Genomic DNA, 17,106 nt, shown 5'->3' with positions numbered 1-17,106 from the left:
TTATCCAACTTGTTCAGCCGGAGACTTTCGTCATGTCGCAAATCCAGTCCCGGAGCACGCAAGCACCCGGGTTCGATGAAGTGGTCACGTTGGTCGTCAAGCATCGGGTCAAGCCCGGATTTGAAGTGCCCTATGAAGCCTGGCTGCGCAATATCGTCAAGGTGGCGGGGCAGAGCGTGGGGCACTTGGGGGTGGATGTGGTGCGCGGCAAGCACGCGGGCCTCGACACTTACACCTGCGTGCTGCGTTTTTGCTCCACTGAGTCGATGCAGCGCTGGCTCGATTCGCCGCAACGCCAGGCGCTGGTCGACGAAGCCGCGCCGATGCTCGCGGATGGCGACCAGACCGAGGTCAACCCGGTCAACGAATTCTGGTTTACCCCGCAGGGCGAAAACGAAGCGCCTGCGCCACGCTGGAAGCAGACAGTGGTCACGCTGCTGGTGATCCTGCCGCACACACTGCTGGTGCCCCTGATCTGGGGACCGCTGCTGCAACTCAACGCGTTCCTTGCCAATTACGTCGTTGCCACGTTCCTGATCACCCTGACCATCGTGCTGTCGGTGGTGTACGTCTTCATGCCCATGGCGACGCGTCTGTTCGCGCCGTGGTTGTCCGCCTCTAATTTGCCAAAGGAAAAGCGATGAACGCCGATCTGATTTTGTTCAATGGCCAATTTCATACCGTCGATCGTGAGAACCCGCTCGCCAGCGCGGTGGCGATCAGTAAGGGGCGTTTCGTCGCGGTCGGCAGCGATGCCGAGGCCATGGCGTTGCGCGGATCGGGCACGCAAGTGATCGATCTCAAGGGTCGCTGCGTGATTCCCGGCCTCAACGACTCGCACCTGCACCTGATCCGTGGCGGCTTGAACTACAACCTTGAGTTGCGCTGGGAAGGCGTGCCTTCGCTGGCCGATGCCTTGCGCATGCTCAAGGAGCAAGCCGATCGCACCCCGACGCCGCAGTGGGTGCGGGTGGTGGGTGGCTGGAACGAGTTCCAGTTTGCCGAAAAGCGCATGCCGACCCTTGAAGAACTCAATCAGGCCGCGCCGGACACGCCGGTGTTCGTCCTGCATTTGTACGACCGTGCCTTGCTCAACCGGGCCGCGCTGCGGGTAGCCGGGTACACCCGCGACACGCCGAACCCGCCGGGTGGCGAAATTGTTCGCGACGCCAACGGCAACCCCACCGGCATGCTGGTGGCGCGACCCAATGCGATGATTCTCTACTCGACCCTGGCCAAGGGGCCGAAGTTGCCGCTGGAGTATCAGGTCAACTCGACGCGGCAGTTCATGCGCGAGCTCAATCGCCTGGGCCTGACCAGCGCCATCGATGCCGGCGGTGGTTTCCAGAATTACCCCGACGATTATCAGGTCATCGAACAGTTGGCCAAGGATGAGCAACTGACCGTGCGCATCGCCTACAACCTGTTCACTCAGAAACCCAAGGAAGAGCTGACCGACTTCACCAACTGGACCAGCAGCGTGAAGCTGCATCAGGGCGACGACTACCTGCGTCACAACGGCGCCGGGGAAATGCTGGTGTTTTCGGCGGCGGATTTCGAAGACTTCCTCGAACCTCGACCGGACCTGCCGCAAAGCATGGAGGACGAACTGGAGCCGGTGGTGCGCCACCTCGTCGAACAACGCTGGCCGTTCCGTTTGCACGCCACGTACAACGAATCCATCAGCCGCATGCTCGATGTGTTCGAGAAGGTCAACCGCGACATTCCGTTCAATGGCCTGCCCTGGTTCTTCGATCACGCCGAAACCATCACCCCGCAGAACATCGAGCGGGTGAGGGCGCTGGGTGGCGGCATTGCGATTCAGGATCGCATGGCGTTTCAGGGTGAATATTTCGTCGAGCGTTATGGTGCCAAGGCTGCTGAAGCGACGCCGCCGATCAAGCGCATGCTCGCCGAAGGGGTGCCGGTCGGTGCCGGTACCGACGCGACGCGGGTGTCGAGCTACAACCCGTGGACCTCGCTGTACTGGATGGTCAGCGGGCGCACCGTCGGCGGTCTGGAGTTGCACGCCGAGGGCTTGTCGCGCCTGACCGCGCTGGAACTGTTCACCCACGGCAGCGCCTGGTTTTCGTCCGAACAGGGCAAGAAGGGCCAGATCAAGGTTGGGCAACTGGCGGACGTCGCGGCATTGAGTGCGGACTTTTTCAGCGTCGATGAAGAGGCGATCAAGTGGATCGAATCCGTGCTGACCGTGGTGGGCGGCAAGGTGGTTTACGCCGCCGGTGATTTCGAAAAACTCGGGCCGGCCAGTGTACCGGTGCTGCCGGATTGGTCGCCGGTGGTGAAAGTCCCCGGGCATTGGCGGCCGAATTCGCCATTGCAGGCGCAGGTTCACCAGTGCAGTGGACCCTGCACGGTGCACGCGCACAGCCATGACCGCGCGCGCCTGTCGAATGCCCCGGTCAGTGACTTCGCCGGTTTCTGGGGCGCCTTCGGCTGCTCGTGTTTTGCCTTCTGACAGATAAAAACAGCGCCGGTCGTGCGGACCGGTGCTGCAAGCGACATCCATCCACCAAGGAGTTTTTTCATGAGCAACGTTCCCTACAAACGCCTGAACAAAGACGATGCCGTTGTGTTGTTGGTCGATCACCAGACGGGCCTGATCTCGCTGGTTCAGGATTTTTCGCCCAACGAATTCAAGAACAACGTGCTGGCCTTGGGCGATATCGCCAAGTTCTTCAACCTGCCGACCATCCTCACCACCAGTTTCGACAGCGGCCCGAACGGCCCGATCGTGCCGGAACTCAAGGCGCAATTCCCGGACGCGCCATTCATCGCACGCCCTGGCCAGATCAACGCCTGGGACAACGAAGATTTCGTCAAGGCAGTGAAGGCCACCGGTCGCAAGCAACTGATCATTGCCGGTGTGGTAACTGATGTATGCGTGACGTTCCCGACCCTGTCGGCACTGGCCGAAGGCTTTGACGTATTCGTGGTGACCGACGCTTCCGGCACCTTCAACACTACCGTGCAACAAGCGTCCTGGGCGCGTATGTCGGCGGCCGGTGCACAGCTGCTGAACTGGTTCTCCGTGGCTTGCGAGCTGCAAGGCGACTGGCGCAACGACATGGAAGGCCTGGCCAACCTGCTGTCCGAACGCATCCCGAACTACCGTAACCTGATCAACAGCTACACCACGTTTACCGCGAAGTAATCTTCAAACGCAAAACCTGGAGCGAGCGTGCTCGCGATGGCGTTGGATCAGCCGGTACCCGTGCTGAATGTGAAACGGCTATCGCGAGCAAGCTCGCCCCTCACATAAAAACCGTCGGCTGCTCGACGTGCTCCTTGGTATAAAGTGCTGGACCGTCAACCAAGGCGTGACAATGAACCCGTTCGAAGACATGCGTATTTTTTGCCAGGTGATGGACTCTGGCAGCTTCACGGCTGCGGCTGATCAGCTGGGCCTGTCCAAACAATTCGTCAGCCGCCGCCTGATGCAACTCGAAGAGCGCCTCGGCGTGCGTCTGCTTAATCGCTCGACCCGGCGCCTGGACGTCACGCCGCTTGGCCAGAGTTACTACGAATCCGCCCTGCGCCTGCTCGCAGAAGTCGAGCAAGTGGAGCAGGGCATCGCCGGGCAGACCACCGAGCCGCGCGGCACCATCCGCGTCAGCGCGCCACTGTCGTTTGCACTGGCACACCTGGGCTGTCTGCTGCCGGTGTTTTTGCAGCGTTATCGTGACGTTACCGTGGAAGTGGATTTGAGCGATCGCCCGGTGGACCTGCTCGGTGAAGGCTACGACCTGGCCTTGCGCATTGGCACGCTGGAAGACTCGACGCTCATTGCCCGACGCATCGCCACGATCGAGCGCGTGTATTGCGCCAGTCCGGCTTATCTGGCCGAGCGTGGCACGCCGGTCAAACCTGACGATTTGCTCAAGCATGACTGCCTGCCGTACGGCCACGGTCGTCAGGTGCAGTGGCGTTTCACGGGGCAGGGCAAACCACTGGCCGTCAACGTCACCGGGCGGATGCGGGTCAATAACGGGGAGTTGCTCAGGGACGCGGCGATTGCCGGGATGGGCATCACCTATTTGCCGACGTTTATCGTCGGCTCGGCTTTGAAGGATGGCCGGCTGGTGCCGGTGCTCGATGGGTTTCGACCGGAGCCGCTGACGTTGTCGGCGGTGTATCCGCAGCATCGCCAGTCGTCGCGGCCGGTGCAGGCGTTGATAGGGTTCCTGCGTGAGCGGCTGGATACAGCGCAGGGTGGCTTGTGAATGCGTTGCCCGATTGACATCGCCCTTAGCAGGAACCCACTTGCTCGCGTTTGCGAAGGGCATTCAACATTGCTGTCGTCTGACACTCCGCTAGCGCGAGCAAGTTTGCTCCTGCAGGGTTTTTGCGCTGTAGGTGGATGTGAGTTCATCCCACACATTCATTGTGGGAACAGTGCATGTCAGTTGACGCGTTTATCGTCACCCGGTTCACCCGAAGCATGCATGCCACGATCGTCGCCGACTTCGCCTGAGCGATGAACGCCATTGTCGTCACCCGAGCGATGTACGCCATTGTCATCGCCTGAGCGATGTACCCCATTGTCGTCGCCCGAACGATGGACGCCGTGATCGTCACCCGGTTCGGAATGGTTGCTGCTGCGTCCGGAATTCGAAGCTGTGCTGCCGGAGTGTGACGACCCATGGTCACCGCTGCTGTGACCGCTGCCAGCGCTGTTACCGCCATGACCACTGCCGCTACCACCGCTGCCGCCACCGCTGTGGCCTCCGCCACCGCCGCTGCCGCCACCCCCGTGACCGCCGCCACCGCCGCTGCCGCCACCCCCGTGACCGCCGCCGCCACCGCTGCCGCCACCTCCGTGACCGCCGCCACCGCCACCCCCGTGACCACCGCCACCACCGCCACTACCACCATCTCGTGCCTGTGCGCTGGATACCCCGGACAGGCTGTCCGGGATCAGTACGGTAGACGCCGACAAAACCGCGCCAATAGCAACTGCAAGTAAAAGCTTGTTGATGTGCATGTCGTTCTCCGTCTTCTTGTTCAGGTTGGAACATGGATGAACATTGCAACGTGCTGGCCTATTCGGAAGGTGAACACGCCACGGCGGCGATTTATTCAGTCAGTCCGTCGACAAACTCCGCGAGCGGCAGCCAGCCCCCATTCCAGAGGTGTTAATGAATGCTCGAGGCCAGCTCGAAAATCGGGATGTACATCAGAATCACGATCACCCCGATCAACAGGCCGATGAAGGTCATGAGCAGCGGTTCGAACAGCCGCACGAACCATTCGATCCAGCGACTGATTTCTTCGTCGTAGAAGTCGGCGCTGCGCTCCATCATCTGCCCGAGGTTGCCGGACTGTTCGCCGGCGCGCAGCAGACGCAGGGACACCGGGGTCACCAGGTGATTGAGTTCCAGCGCCGCCGACAATGACTGACCCTCGCGCACGCGCTCGCAGGCCTGGTCCAGACGCGATCGCGAGGCGACGGTGAGCAGGTTGCGCACCATGCCCATGGCGGTGACGAGGGGAATGCCGCCCTGCAGCAAAATGCCCAGTGAACGGTAGAAACGCGCCAGTTCATACATGAAGATGCGCTGGTGCACCGCCGGGAGTTTTTCGATCAGGCGATCCAGGCCACGGCGAAACGACGGCTGGCGCTGGAGCAGGGCAATCGCAACGATGAAGGCCATGAAGGCGCCGAAGAATTCGCCCTGGTGCGCGTGCAGGAACATGCCGCTGGTCATCAGGATCTGCGACAACCACGGCAGGCTCGACCCCAGCCCTTCGAACACCAGGCTGAAGCGCGGCACCACATACCCCATCAGGAACAACACCACGCCACCGCCCACCACCAGCAACAGCATCGGGTAAATCGAGGCGCTGATGATCTTCTGGCGAACCTCGTCCATGCGTTGGCGATAGCTGACGTAACGGCCCAACGCTTCACCCACCGCGCCGGTTTTCTCGCTGGACTGCACCAGCGCCACATACAGTGGAGGGAACACCGCCGACAACTGGCCCAGGGCCTGGGAGAACGATTTGCCTTCATACAACAGGCGCACCAACTCGCTCAGGGTTTTACGCGCCTGTGGCGCCGATTCTTTTTCCGCCAGGCTTTCCAGCGCGTCGATCAGCGGCAGGCCGGCATTGAGCAGCGTGGTCAGTTCCTGGCTGAACAACACCAGGTTGAAGGTTTCGCGCTGCTTGAGGCGCAATGCCCGCCAGTGTCGCTCGGCGTGCAGGCTGACCACCCGCAGGCCCTGGTCTTCGGCGATGCGCCGGGCTTCGCTGTGGCCGGGGGCTTCAACGGTCATTGAAACCACACCGGCCTTGCCAACCGCTTTGAGGTGAAAACGCATGGTCGCCATATCCGTCATTGCCAACTGGTGACTTCGGCGTTTTCGCCTTCGCCGCCGGGCTGGCCATCCTTGCCCATCGACAACAGGTCGTACTCGCCGTTTTCCCCGGGATAGCGGTAGGCGTAGTTACGACCCCACGGGTCCTGCGGCAACTTCTTCTGCAAGTACGGGCCGGTCCAGCGGGTTTCGTCGCTGGGTGCGGTGACCAGTGCCTGCAAGCCCTGTTCGGTCGAGGGGTAATGGCCGACCTCCAGGCGATAAAGATCGAGGGCTTTGCCCAGGCCTTCTATTTGCGCCTTGGCGACTTTCACTTCGGACCGTCCCAATTGAGCGAAATATTTCGGCGCGACGATGCCGGCCAACAGCCCGAGCACCACCAGCACCACCAACAGTTCAAGCAAGGTGAACCCGCGTTGAGTACGCGGAGCCAAGACACGCGAACGCTGTTTCATGATGACCTCACACAGTCGGCAGAAGGGTCGCAACAAGGCGTATGCAATTGCCATGCAAAGGTCTGCATAAGGTCTGGCTTGCTTCTGTAACCCCCGTAATACGGCCTCTCGCGCTTTCGGCACAGTGCTTGCGTAGGGCTGATAAACGACCGGCCATTGGGGCATTACCCCCATTTTTCGGGGCCGGGCAGGGGAGACAGAACCATGAAGACTCTCATCACAGGAATGCTCGGTTTGATGCTGCTGGCTGGCGCTGTTCAGGCTGATGTATTCGTCTCCGTGGACGCCAAGGGCAACTTTGTCCTGTCCAACGTTCACCGCCCCGGTCGCCAATACGAGCGGGTGATTCGCGAGGCCGAGGCGGCGGTCGTCAGCCTCGACCAGCAACCGCAAATGATCGCCACCCGGCCCTATGCCGAACTGGTGGCGGCGGCGGCCACGGACAACCAGCTGCCGGCGGCGCTGTTGCACGCGGTGATCCAGGCCGAGTCGAGCTACAACGCCAGCGCCGTATCGCCAAAAGGCGCCGGCGGGCTGATGCAGTTGATGCCCGACACGGCCCGCGAAATGGGGGTCAAGGACGTCTACGACCCCAAGGCCAACATCCAGGGTGGCGCCCGCTACCTCAAACGCCTGATGACCTTGTTCGACAACGATATCGCCCTCGCCGTGGCGGCCTACAACGCCGGGCCGCAAGCGGTGCTCAGCCGTGGCGGAGTGATCCCGCCGTTCGCCGAAACCCAGCGTTATGTGCCCAGCGTTTTGCGCCAGTACCGGCGCCTGCAGGGGCTGGCAGTGGATGCCCCGCTGTGATCGGGACCACCGGGAAGGTGCCCCAACATTGGGGCATGGTAGCCCCGGCGAGAAAGTGGGGAATAAGTGGGGGATTTCCCCCGATGTGTGAAGTGACAAACGCAAGTTTTTGAAAAGCATGAAAAATTTTTATGGCATGCAGTTTGCTCAATAGGATTTGTCGAGAATTATTCCCTGTGAGCACCCACAGTGAGGCCCGTGATCATGACCGGCATTTACCACGCTCCAAAAATCCTTCCCTGGTTGCTTTTGGTCACTTCGATGCTCGGTATCGAAATTTCCGAAGCCGCTGTGCGCTGTGAACGCAACCTGGTGGCCAACGTCGTGGCGCTGGACCAGCCGTTGATGTTCAACCGCCTCGGTGCGCAGAACGTCAACGGCATGATGTTCGCCCTGCGCCGCGATGTGGTCGATGAGCGCCAGGTGTCCCTGGAGCAAGGAGGCGCGGCCGTGCCGGGCAAAGTGTCGTTGCGACCTGACAAGCGTCCGCGTCCGCTGACGCTGCGGGTGGCTGCCGGTGACTGCCTGACCGTCAACCTGCAAAACCTGCTGGCCTACCAGGCCAACCCCGGTTCCCACAGCAACGGTGGCGAAGAGGAGGAGGGTGAAGAGGAGGAAGGCATCGAAATCGGTGGCGGCCAACAGCAGTTCAAGGCCGATGAGCAAGTGGCTGACCGCCACGTCGGCTTCCAGGTCAACGGCATGCAAGCGGTCAACAGCATCGATGACATCTCGTCCTATACCGGACGCAACGCCAACAGCCTGGTCGCCCCCGGCGCCAGCCGCTCGTACACCCTGTACGCCGAGCGCGAAGGTGCGTTCACGGTGAGCAGCCGTGGCGCGACCTTCGGTGGCGAAGGCGCGGCTGGCAACAACGCCAACGGTCTGTTCGGCCAGGTGGCGGTGATGCCCAAGGGCGGTCGCAGTTACCGCAACACCCTCACCGAAGAAGAGATGCGCCTGGCCACTACCGGGCGCACACCGGCCGGTCAACCGATCGTCGATTACCAGGCGCGCTATCCGCAGCGCGAGCCGTGGATCCGTGAAGGCAAGGCTGGCAAGCCGATCATCAACATGGTCGACGGCAATGAAATCGTCTCCAGCGAAGCCGATGCCATCGTCATGGGCAGCAACGCCGACGGCAGTTTCCCGGCTTCGACCTACCCACTGGAAGCCCTGGGCAAACGCAACCCGGCGATCCCCAACCGGCTGGAGCCGTTCCGCGATTTCTCCGCGCAGTTCCAGGATGAAACCGCCGTGACCCAAGCGTTCCCCGCTTACTTTGCAGACCCGGTGATGGCCCATGTGCTGGAGCCGACCCGCGACTCGTTCATGATCAACTATGGCGCCGGTGGCATGGGGGCCGAGGTGCTCGCCAACCGCCTGGGCGTGGGGCCGATGCACGACTGCCTGTCCTGCGCCTATGAAGAGTTCTTCCTCAGTGCCCACACCGTCGGCGACGTGGCGATGCTGGTGGACGTACCGGCCAACGCCGGGCTGGAAGGCATCACCCCCGGCCAGACGCCGAACGCCGACCAGGTCGGGATCAAAGCGACCACGGCGCTGTATCCGTCGGAGCCTTCGAACGTCGCCCACAGCTACATCGGTGACTTCGTCAAATTCCGCAACACGCACAACGGCTACGAGCACCACATCTTCCACTTGCACGGCCATCAGTGGCTGTTCAACCCCAACGATGACAACTCCGACTACGTGGATGCCCAAGGCATCGGGCCGGGCGCCGGCTACACCTATGAAATCGCCAACGGCGGTTCGGGTAACCGTAACCGGGTGGCAGGCGACGCGATTTATCACTGCCACTTCTACCCGCACTTCGCCCAGGGCATGTGGGCCATGTGGCGTGTGCATGATGTGTTTGAAGAAGGCACCAAGCTTGAAGTGTCGCAACAGGGCGCCGATGGTTTCCACAGCGAACCGTATGCCCTGCGCAGCGGCAAACCGGCGGTGGACGCACGGGCGTTGCCCGATGGTGAAATTGTTGCCGGTACGCCCATTCCGGCGATCGTCCCGCTGCCCGGCAAGGCCATGCCGCCCATGCCTGGCAAAGTCGCAGTCGTACCGAAAATCGGCGAAACCCTGGTGGCTGCCAACGATGACGATGATGAAGAAGAAGGCGACGACGACGGCGAGCATCATGGCGGCAGTGTGACCGGAGCCATTGGTTCGCTGGCGCTGGTCGATCGCAGCGAAGCCAACCGCAACGCCGATGGCACCCTGAAAAACCCTGGCTATCCATTCTGGATCGGCGGCATGGAAAGTTCGGTCGGCCAACGCCCACCGACGCCACCGCTGGACATGCTCGATGCCGCCACCGCGCAAGCCTTGAAAGCCAGTGGCAAAGCGCTGTGGGCCGACCTCGACCCCAATCAGTCCGGTGGCTGGGACGGCGGTTTGCCGCGCCATGCCCTGGGCGGTGTGTCCGAGGGTGGCGAAGCCGAAACGGTCACCACGTCGCTGGATTTCTCCAAGTCAGTGACACGGGCCAAGCCGATTTACCTGCCTGAGGAGGGCACCGAAGTCGAACAGGCGGCCATGGCTTTCCACGCGAAGAAAGACCACCCAAGCTTCGCCCTGTTGCCCGGCAACCAGATCGTGGCGCGCAACTTCCGCACCAACGGCGCCTTGCCGGTGGCCGGTGCGCCGTACTACGAACCGTGCATGGATGACCGGCAAAAACGCCTGACCAGCAGCGCCGGCACCGGTGAGTTCATGAGTGGCGAGCGTCTGGACGGCATGTCGTTCATCGGCGCCTCGACCTTCACCGCCGACCGTCCACGGGTCTACAAAGCGGCGAACATCCAGTTCGATGCGGTGTACAACAAGGTCGGCTATCACTTCCCGCAAGCGCGCATCCTGGCGCTGTGGGAAGACGCCTGGCCGGTGATCACCAAGCAGCGTCCGCCAGAGCCTCTGGTGATGCGCATGAACACCTTCGATTGCGTGCAGTACCAGCAAACCAACCTGGTGCCGGCCACCTATGAGATGGACGACTATCAAGTGCGCACGCCGACCGACGTGATCGGTCAGCATATTCACCTGCCGAAGTGGGATCTGGTGTCCGCCGATGGTTCGTCCAACGGCTGGAACTACGAGGACGGCGTCCTTTCTCCTGGTGCGGTGCAGGAACGCATCCAGGCCATTCGCGAGTTCAACCAGTGTGAAGGTACCGACCCGCGCGATGGCACACCGGCCTGTCCGAAAGCCAAGAATCACCCGTTCTTCGGTCAATATGGCCGGGCCGATTGGGTGGGCGCGCGTACGGCGATGCAGCGCTGGTTCGTCGATCCGGTGGTGAACACCTATGGCGTCGACCGTGGCCTGGGCACCATCTTCACCCACGACCACCTCGGCCCATCGACGCACCAACAGATTGGCCTGTACGCCACTGTCCTGGCTGAACCGGCCGGTTCCACCTGGTTCCATGCCGAAACCGGCGAGCCGCTGTACAACGGCGCGCGGCAGGACGGCGGGCCGACCTCGTGGCAAGCGGTGATTTCTACCGGTGACCTCGATGGCGACGGCAAGAACGACAGCTTCCGCGAGTTCTTCCTCGAATACAGCGACTTCCAGCACGCCTATGAAGCCGGCGTGTACGTGGGCGCCGGCCCTGACGGCGTGCCGAACCCGCAAGCGTTCCCGGCCACGGCCGACAGCTTCCGCTACGCCATCAACCCGCCGGTACGCGACAACACCAGCGAGTTGCTCGAAGCGGTGGTCGAGCTGCGCGGCGGTGTGAAGCCAGGCTGTCCGAGCCGGCCATGCCCGCAAGCGATCTCGGTGGATGACCCTGGCATGTTCGTCGTCAACTATCGCAACGAACCACTGGCCCTGCGGGTGTACGACCCGAACAAGGTCGGCCCGGACGGCAAGCGCGGCATGCAGGCCGATGGCCTCGGTGGCGACCTCGCGTACGCCATGCAAAGCCGTACCGACCGTGCGATTCCGGCGATGAACCTGGCGCCGAACCTGATCACCGCGGCCACCGGCCCCACCGGCGGTACCACGCTGTTCCCGCCGCACATCAACAAGGGCGGCGCCGAGCCGGGCGATCCGTTCACGCCGATGCTGCGCACCTACACCGGTGACAACGTGCGGCTGCGGGTGCATGCCGGTGGTCATGAAGAGGAGCACAACGTCACCCTGCACGGCGTGAAGTGGCTGCAAAGCGGTTCCGGCTTCGGCAACAGCTCCAACTCCGGCTGGCGCGCGTCGCAGATGGTCGGTATCTCCGAGCAGATGGGCTTCAATGCGCCGGTGTCGATGATCTCGAGCTCGGCGGCGACCACCGGTGACTACCTGTACACCATGGACGCGTCCATCGAGGGTTACTGGAACGGCATCTGGGGTGTGATGCGCAACTACACCGCGCAACGCAGCGACCTGTTTGCCGTGCCGAGCAATCCGAAACCGACCGGCATGCGCAACACCGTGGCGTTCGACGGCATCTGCCCACGCTATGGCGCCAACCCGAACGGCATCGGCACCCGGCCAACCGTGCAACGCAACTATGAAGTGGTCGCGGCCCTGGCCAACGACATCCTCGGCAATCCGTTGGGCCTGTCCATCGATGACCCGGCGGGTATCGGCCAGCATGTCGGCGGGCCGTTGAAACCGGCGGGCGGCACCCTGGTGCTGAATTCGCGGCCGATGAGCATTCCGCAGGTCACGATCAACGATCCTGAAGATGGCGAGACCTTCACCATCGGCGGGCAAAGCGGCCCACTGCACGACCCGACCGCCATCCTGTATGTGCGCAAGGGCGACCTCGATCCGGTCACTGGCAAGCTGAAACCCGGTGTGCCTGTCGAACCGCTGATCCTGCGTGCAGCGGCGGGTGACTGCATCAACATCACCCTGGAAAACCGTCTGCCGAGCGTCATGCCGGACCTGGCCCAGACCGCGATCATGCAAGGCCTGGCCAAGCGTGACCGCAACGACGGGATGGGCTCGACCACGTTCAACAACAACCTGTTGCGGCCATCGAGCCACGTCGGCCTGCACGCACAACTGCTGGCCTATGACATCACCAAATCCGACGGTGCCAACGTCGGCGCCAACCCGACCCAGACCGTGCCACCGCGCGTCGGCACCACCGGCGCGTACCCGACCCGTACCTACCAGTACTACGCCGGGCACCTGGAGCGTGAAGGCAAACCGATCACTCAACTGGGGCGCAACGTCGACAACATCAACGCCACGGCGGTGGAGTTCGGCGGCTTGAACTTCACCCCGGCGGACGTGATCAAGCAACCGCAAAAAGGCCTGGGCGGTGCGATGAGTGTCCTGCCGATCGGATCCACCTGGGTTGAAGATGCCAAGCGCGCTTCGGCCACGGTGACCGCGTCGGGCCAGACCACTTACCGCGATTTCGCGATGGTCTGGCAGCGCGCCTTGAATACGCGCTGGGCCAATGGCCGGCCGGTGGAAGGCATTGCCGCGGAAGGCAACGGTGTACCGAACGATCCGAAGGACAACGCCAGCATGGCCATCAACTACAAGATCGAACCGATGTGGTTCCGCTTCGGCCTGGCCCCGGATGCGCCGTTCGGTCACGCCGGCAGCCCTGGCACCTTCGGCGACGTGCCAAACGCGCACATGGCTTACAGCAACGCCCTGGTGGGCAGTGATCCGCAAACCCCGGTGTTCTACGTCAAACCGGGACAACCGTTCCGCACGCACATCCTGATGCCGTCCGGTGGCAGTCGCGGCTCGACCTTCCAGCTCGACGGTCACGTCTGGTCGGTCAACCCGTTCCAGTCGGAGAAGAGCGATCTGGGTGGTTACCCGATGGGCAAGCCAGGCGTGGGCTCGGTGAGGTTCGGGCTCAACCCGATGTCGATGTACATCGGCGCCCGGGAAAGCGTGTTGCCGGCGGCGCACTTCAGCTTCATGCACCCAAGCGCCGGGGGCAGCAATGCGATAGCGGGGGACTACCTGTACCGCGACAACGCGTCCTTCGGTAATACCGCCGGGTTGTGGGGGCTGTTGCGAGTGACCAACGAGCCGGAACCGGCGCCGGCGCCTGCGCCGTAGCCGGGAGAGGGAGTAAGTCATGACGATCTGTGGCGAGGGAGCGTGCTCCCGCTTGAGTGCAACGCACTCACAAAATCTGCATTGATTGCAAAAGTTTTGGGGCCGCTGCGCAGCCCGGCGGGAGCAAGCTCCCTCGTCACAAAGGCAGGCATGCTGGATAGGCAGACACAGATCTGAAGGGGAGTATTGCCATGAACAGGACCATCACTTTCGCCAGTTGTGCGCTCGTTGTCGCAGGGGCGTTGATCTGGCTCGGGGTATCGCGTACGACACCGCCAACCCTGCTCAGCGAAGTGGCGCTGCCCGACACCTGGACCGGCCAGACACTTGAGCGGGACGGCGTATCGGTGGCCATGCAGGTACGGCCACTGGCCGACGATGGCGTACTGCGCGAAGGTGAGTTCGCTGACGTGCAATTCCGGGTCACCGACAAGGCCTCCGGCCAACCGCTGGCGGGCGTCGCTCCCGGCGCCTGGCTGGATCCGGAAGCGGTGGCCGCCGACCTCGCCCAGGGGCGTGACAAGAGCTGCAAATCCCGGGTCGGGGTGTTCCTCAAGTCGAGCATCGGCGCACGGCCGTTACTCGACCTCAATAGCTACTTTCTGCTGGTGATGAACCGCGATGCGAGCATTTCGGTGGTGGACCCGTCGGTGTCGGTCGGCGGCATCACCAGCACCATGGCGCGCATCGACATCAAGCAAGCGCCGATGGATTGGGTGACCCCGCGCGATAACAAGCGCGTGTTCGTCTCGATGCCGGGCGCGGGTGAAGTGGCGGTGATCGACAGCGAACAATTCAAGGTGATCGACTCCATTGCCGCCGGCAACAACCCGGTGCGCGTGGTGCTGCAACCGGACGAACGCCTGCTGTGGGTGGGCAACAACGCCAAGGACGCCGGGCAATCCGGGGTTACGGTGATCGATACCCGCAGCCTCAAGACCCTCAAGCATTTGCCCACCGGGGGCGGCCATCACGAAATCGCCTTCAGCAAGGACAGCCGTTTTGCCTTCGTCACCAACCGCGACGACGGCACCGTGAGCATCATCGATATCGCCAGCCTGACCATCAGCAAACAGCTCAAGACCGGTTCGCACCCGTTGTCGGTGGCGTACTCGCCGCTGTCCGGTGCGGCCTATGTGGCCGATGGCAAGGACGGCACGGTGACCGTGGTCGACGCCTCGAGCCAGGCGGTGCGCCGGGTGATCAAGGTGAAGCAGGGGCTCGGCCCGATGGGGTTCAGCGCCGATGGCCGGTTCGGCATCGTGCTTAACACCCTGGAGAACCAGGCCTCGGTGATCGACGCGGCCAACGACTCGCTGATCCATGAACTGGAAGTGTCTGCCGAACCCTATCAAGTGGTCTTCACCAAAGCCTACGCCTACATCCGCGGCCTGGCCTCGCCCAAGGTGACGATGATCAACCTGGCCTCCCTGGGCGAAGGCCGCAAGCCGATCACCCAGGGCTTCGAAGCCGGGCCGAAGCCGCCACGGCTGGCCGGTGACCTGCCGCTGGCGTCGAGCCTGGCGGTGTCGCGGGACGACAACGCGGTGTTTGTGGTCAACCCGACCGACAACACCACGTACTTCTACGCCGAGGGCATGAACGCGCCGATGTCCGGCTACCCCAATCGCGGGCAAGTGGCGCGGGCGGCGATGGTGATCGACCGCAGCCTGCGCGAGGTCGAGCCGGGGCTGTACAGCGCGCGGATCCAGTTGCCGTCGGCAGGGCGCTTCGACGTGGCGTTCCTGCTCAATCAGCCGAACATCATCCACTGCTTCAACACCGTGGTGCAGGCCAACCCGGCGATCGCTCAGCCAGTGGGCGCCGCGAAAGTGGAGTTCCTGCTCGACAAAACCACCGCCACCCTGGGCAGCCCGTACGTGGTGCGTTTCCGCATCGTGCAGGGCAAGCAGAAGGTTGAGCGCAGCGGGGTCAAGGACGTTCAGGTGCGTTACTTCCTGGCACCGTCCTCCCGGCCTCAGACCGTTGCGGCACTGGACGTCGGCAACGGCGTGTATGAAGCCCCGGTGACCCTTGACCAGAAAGGCGCCTGGTACCTGCACGTGCGTGCGGCGTCCCTGGGCGCGGAATTCGGCGACCAGACTTTTGCCAGCGTGCGGGTGCTGCCCGACGCCGCTCATTGAAGAGGACTTCGACATGAACCGATTTGCACATCGTGGACTGCTGACGCTCTGCCTGTTGGCCGTCGGTACCGGACAGGCCCTGGCCCACTCGGCGGATGAACACGCAGGGCACAACATGCCGGCCAAAAGCGCCAGTTCGGAGAGCGCCCAGGTCAAGTTCGCCGACGTGGCGCTGGTGGACCAGAACGGCAAGAGCGTACGCCTGGAACAAGACCTGATCAGCAACAAGATCGTGGTCATGAGCTTCATCTACACCAGTTGCACCACGGTGTGCCCGGTGGTGTCTTCGATCATGGGCAAGGTGCAGAAACAGCTCGGGGCGCGGGTCGGCACCGAGGTGCAGCTGGTGTCGATCAGCATCGACCCTCAGCGCGACGATGCCAAACGCCTGAACGACTACGCCCGCACATTCCAGAAAGGGCCGGGCTGGAGCTGGCTGACCGGCTCACCGCAGTCGGTCAGCGAAACGCTCAAGGGCCTGGGCTCGTTCAGCAGTGACTTCAAGAGTCACCAGCCGTTGATCCTCGTGGGTGACGGCAACAGTCGCCACTGGACCCGCTTCTACGGCTTCACTGATCCGATGGTGTTGAGCCGTGAAGTCGAGAAACTCAGCGGCGAACGCAACGCCCATGCCAAACACACCGCCATCGCCATGGAGCATCAGCCATGAAAGCGCTCGCCTTGATATTCCTGACCATGTGCTTTTGCCTGATCAGTTTTCTGGCGTTTTCCCATGAGGGACATGAGCAATCGGCACCCGCTACCGCGACAGCCGCGGCGCAACCGGCGAGCGGCACCCGCGATGCGAAAACCTGGTTCACCGACACGCCGTTGCAGGACCAGAACGGCAACACCCTGCGCTTCTACAGCGATGCCCTGCAAAACCGCGTGGTGCTGCTCAATGTGATTTTCACCAGTTGCACCGATGCCTGCCCGTTGATCACCCAAAAGCTCAAGGAAGTACGAGAAGCGCTGGGCGACAAGGCGGACGGCATCACCTTTATCTCCCTTACCAGTGATCCGCTGCGCGATACACCGGCGGTACTCAAGGCTTACACCTTGAAGCAGGGCGTCGATGGGCCCCACTGGCTTTTTCTTACCGGCGACAAAGCGCAAATGGACCTCGTTCTGGGCCGTATCGGCCAGGTGATCCCGAGCCCCGAGCAGCACTCCACCCAGTTGATCGTGGGCGATGTGGCCAACAAACGCTGGAGTAAAATCCGCCCTGATGCCCCGGCCGCCGCCATTGCCCAGCGTTTGCAGTTGCTGACGATGCCCGTGGCTGGCCGTTGAGTACGC

General features: G+C 62.7%; 12 protein-coding genes. 9 read left to right on the top strand and 3 right to left on the bottom strand.

All coding sequences use genetic code 11. The features are described 5' to 3' along the window. Positions 1-32 precede the first annotated feature (32 nt). The 4 genes from KHO07_RS17050 (at position 33) to KHO07_RS17035 (ending at position 4,244) form a co-directional block, all read left to right on the top strand. A complete protein-coding gene (locus tag KHO07_RS17050) occupies positions 33-644 on the top strand; it encodes an antibiotic biosynthesis monooxygenase (protein WP_212624972.1) in 612 nt (203 codons plus the stop codon). Further along, positions 641-2,479, top strand: a complete 1,839-nt coding sequence (locus KHO07_RS17045; RefSeq protein ID WP_212624971.1) for an amidohydrolase — start codon at positions 641-643, stop codon at positions 2,477-2,479. The genes KHO07_RS17050 and KHO07_RS17045 overlap by 4 nt, the downstream gene beginning before the upstream one ends. Before the next feature lie 69 nt (positions 2,480-2,548). Beyond that, a complete protein-coding gene (ycaC, locus tag KHO07_RS17040; protein ID WP_212624970.1) occupies positions 2,549-3,175 on the top strand; it encodes an isochorismate family cysteine hydrolase YcaC in 627 nt (208 codons plus the stop codon). A gap of 172 nt (positions 3,176-3,347) precedes the next feature. Then, entirely contained in the window at positions 3,348-4,244 is an 897-nt protein-coding gene (locus tag KHO07_RS17035) for a LysR family transcriptional regulator (protein ID WP_212624969.1), read from the top strand. A 179-nt stretch (positions 4,245-4,423) separates the two neighbouring features. Here the strand turns inward: KHO07_RS17035 and KHO07_RS29215 are convergent, their stop codons facing one another. From KHO07_RS29215 to gspG, 3 genes are all read right to left on the bottom strand, one after another. Then, a complete protein-coding gene (locus tag KHO07_RS29215; protein WP_244858227.1) occupies positions 4,424-5,005 on the bottom strand; it encodes a hypothetical protein in 582 nt (193 codons plus the stop codon). A gap of 151 nt (positions 5,006-5,156) precedes the next feature. Beyond that, complete coding sequence (locus tag KHO07_RS17025; protein WP_150733561.1) at positions 5,157-6,344, bottom strand: type II secretion system F family protein; 1,188 nt, start codon at positions 6,342-6,344, stop codon at positions 5,157-5,159. 14 nt (positions 6,345-6,358) lie between these two features. Then, positions 6,359-6,796, bottom strand: a complete 438-nt coding sequence (gspG, locus tag KHO07_RS17020) for a type II secretion system major pseudopilin GspG (RefSeq protein WP_150733562.1) — start codon at positions 6,794-6,796, stop codon at positions 6,359-6,361. A gap of 204 nt (positions 6,797-7,000) precedes the next feature. On the opposite strand from gspG, the gene KHO07_RS17015 reads away from it, so the two are divergent. The 5 genes from KHO07_RS17015 to KHO07_RS16995 all read left to right on the top strand — a co-directional run bounded on the left by KHO07_RS17015 (position 7,001) and on the right by KHO07_RS16995 (position 17,100). Further along, on the top strand, positions 7,001-7,609 hold the full coding sequence (locus tag KHO07_RS17015; protein ID WP_212624968.1) for a lytic transglycosylase domain-containing protein: 609 nt from the start codon (positions 7,001-7,003) through the stop codon (positions 7,607-7,609). A 204-nt stretch (positions 7,610-7,813) separates the two neighbouring features. Continuing rightward, the gene (gene mnxG, locus KHO07_RS17010) at positions 7,814-13,663 is read left to right on the top strand and encodes a manganese-oxidizing multicopper oxidase MnxG (RefSeq protein WP_212624967.1); all 5,850 of its coding nucleotides are present in this window, start codon (positions 7,814-7,816) and stop codon (positions 13,661-13,663) included. A 191-nt stretch (positions 13,664-13,854) separates the two neighbouring features. Further along, complete coding sequence (locus tag KHO07_RS17005) at positions 13,855-15,807, top strand: cytochrome D1 domain-containing protein (RefSeq protein WP_212624966.1); 1,953 nt, start codon at positions 13,855-13,857, stop codon at positions 15,805-15,807. Between the two features lie 13 nt (positions 15,808-15,820). Beyond that, positions 15,821-16,477, top strand: coding sequence for an SCO family protein (locus tag KHO07_RS17000; protein WP_212624965.1), 657 nt, complete (start codon positions 15,821-15,823; stop codon positions 16,475-16,477). Continuing rightward, positions 16,474-17,100: an SCO family protein gene (locus tag KHO07_RS16995; protein ID WP_212624964.1), complete on the top strand. Its 627-nt coding sequence runs from the start codon at positions 16,474-16,476 to the stop codon at positions 17,098-17,100. The genes KHO07_RS17000 and KHO07_RS16995 overlap by 4 nt, the downstream gene beginning before the upstream one ends. Positions 17,101-17,106: the final 6 nt, after the last annotated feature.

Source organism: Pseudomonas sp. PP3, from assembly GCF_905336995.1.
GTDB classification, from domain to species: domain Bacteria; phylum Pseudomonadota; class Gammaproteobacteria; order Pseudomonadales; family Pseudomonadaceae; genus Aquipseudomonas; species Aquipseudomonas reinekei.
This window is presented reverse-complemented; position numbering and strand designations above follow the sequence as displayed.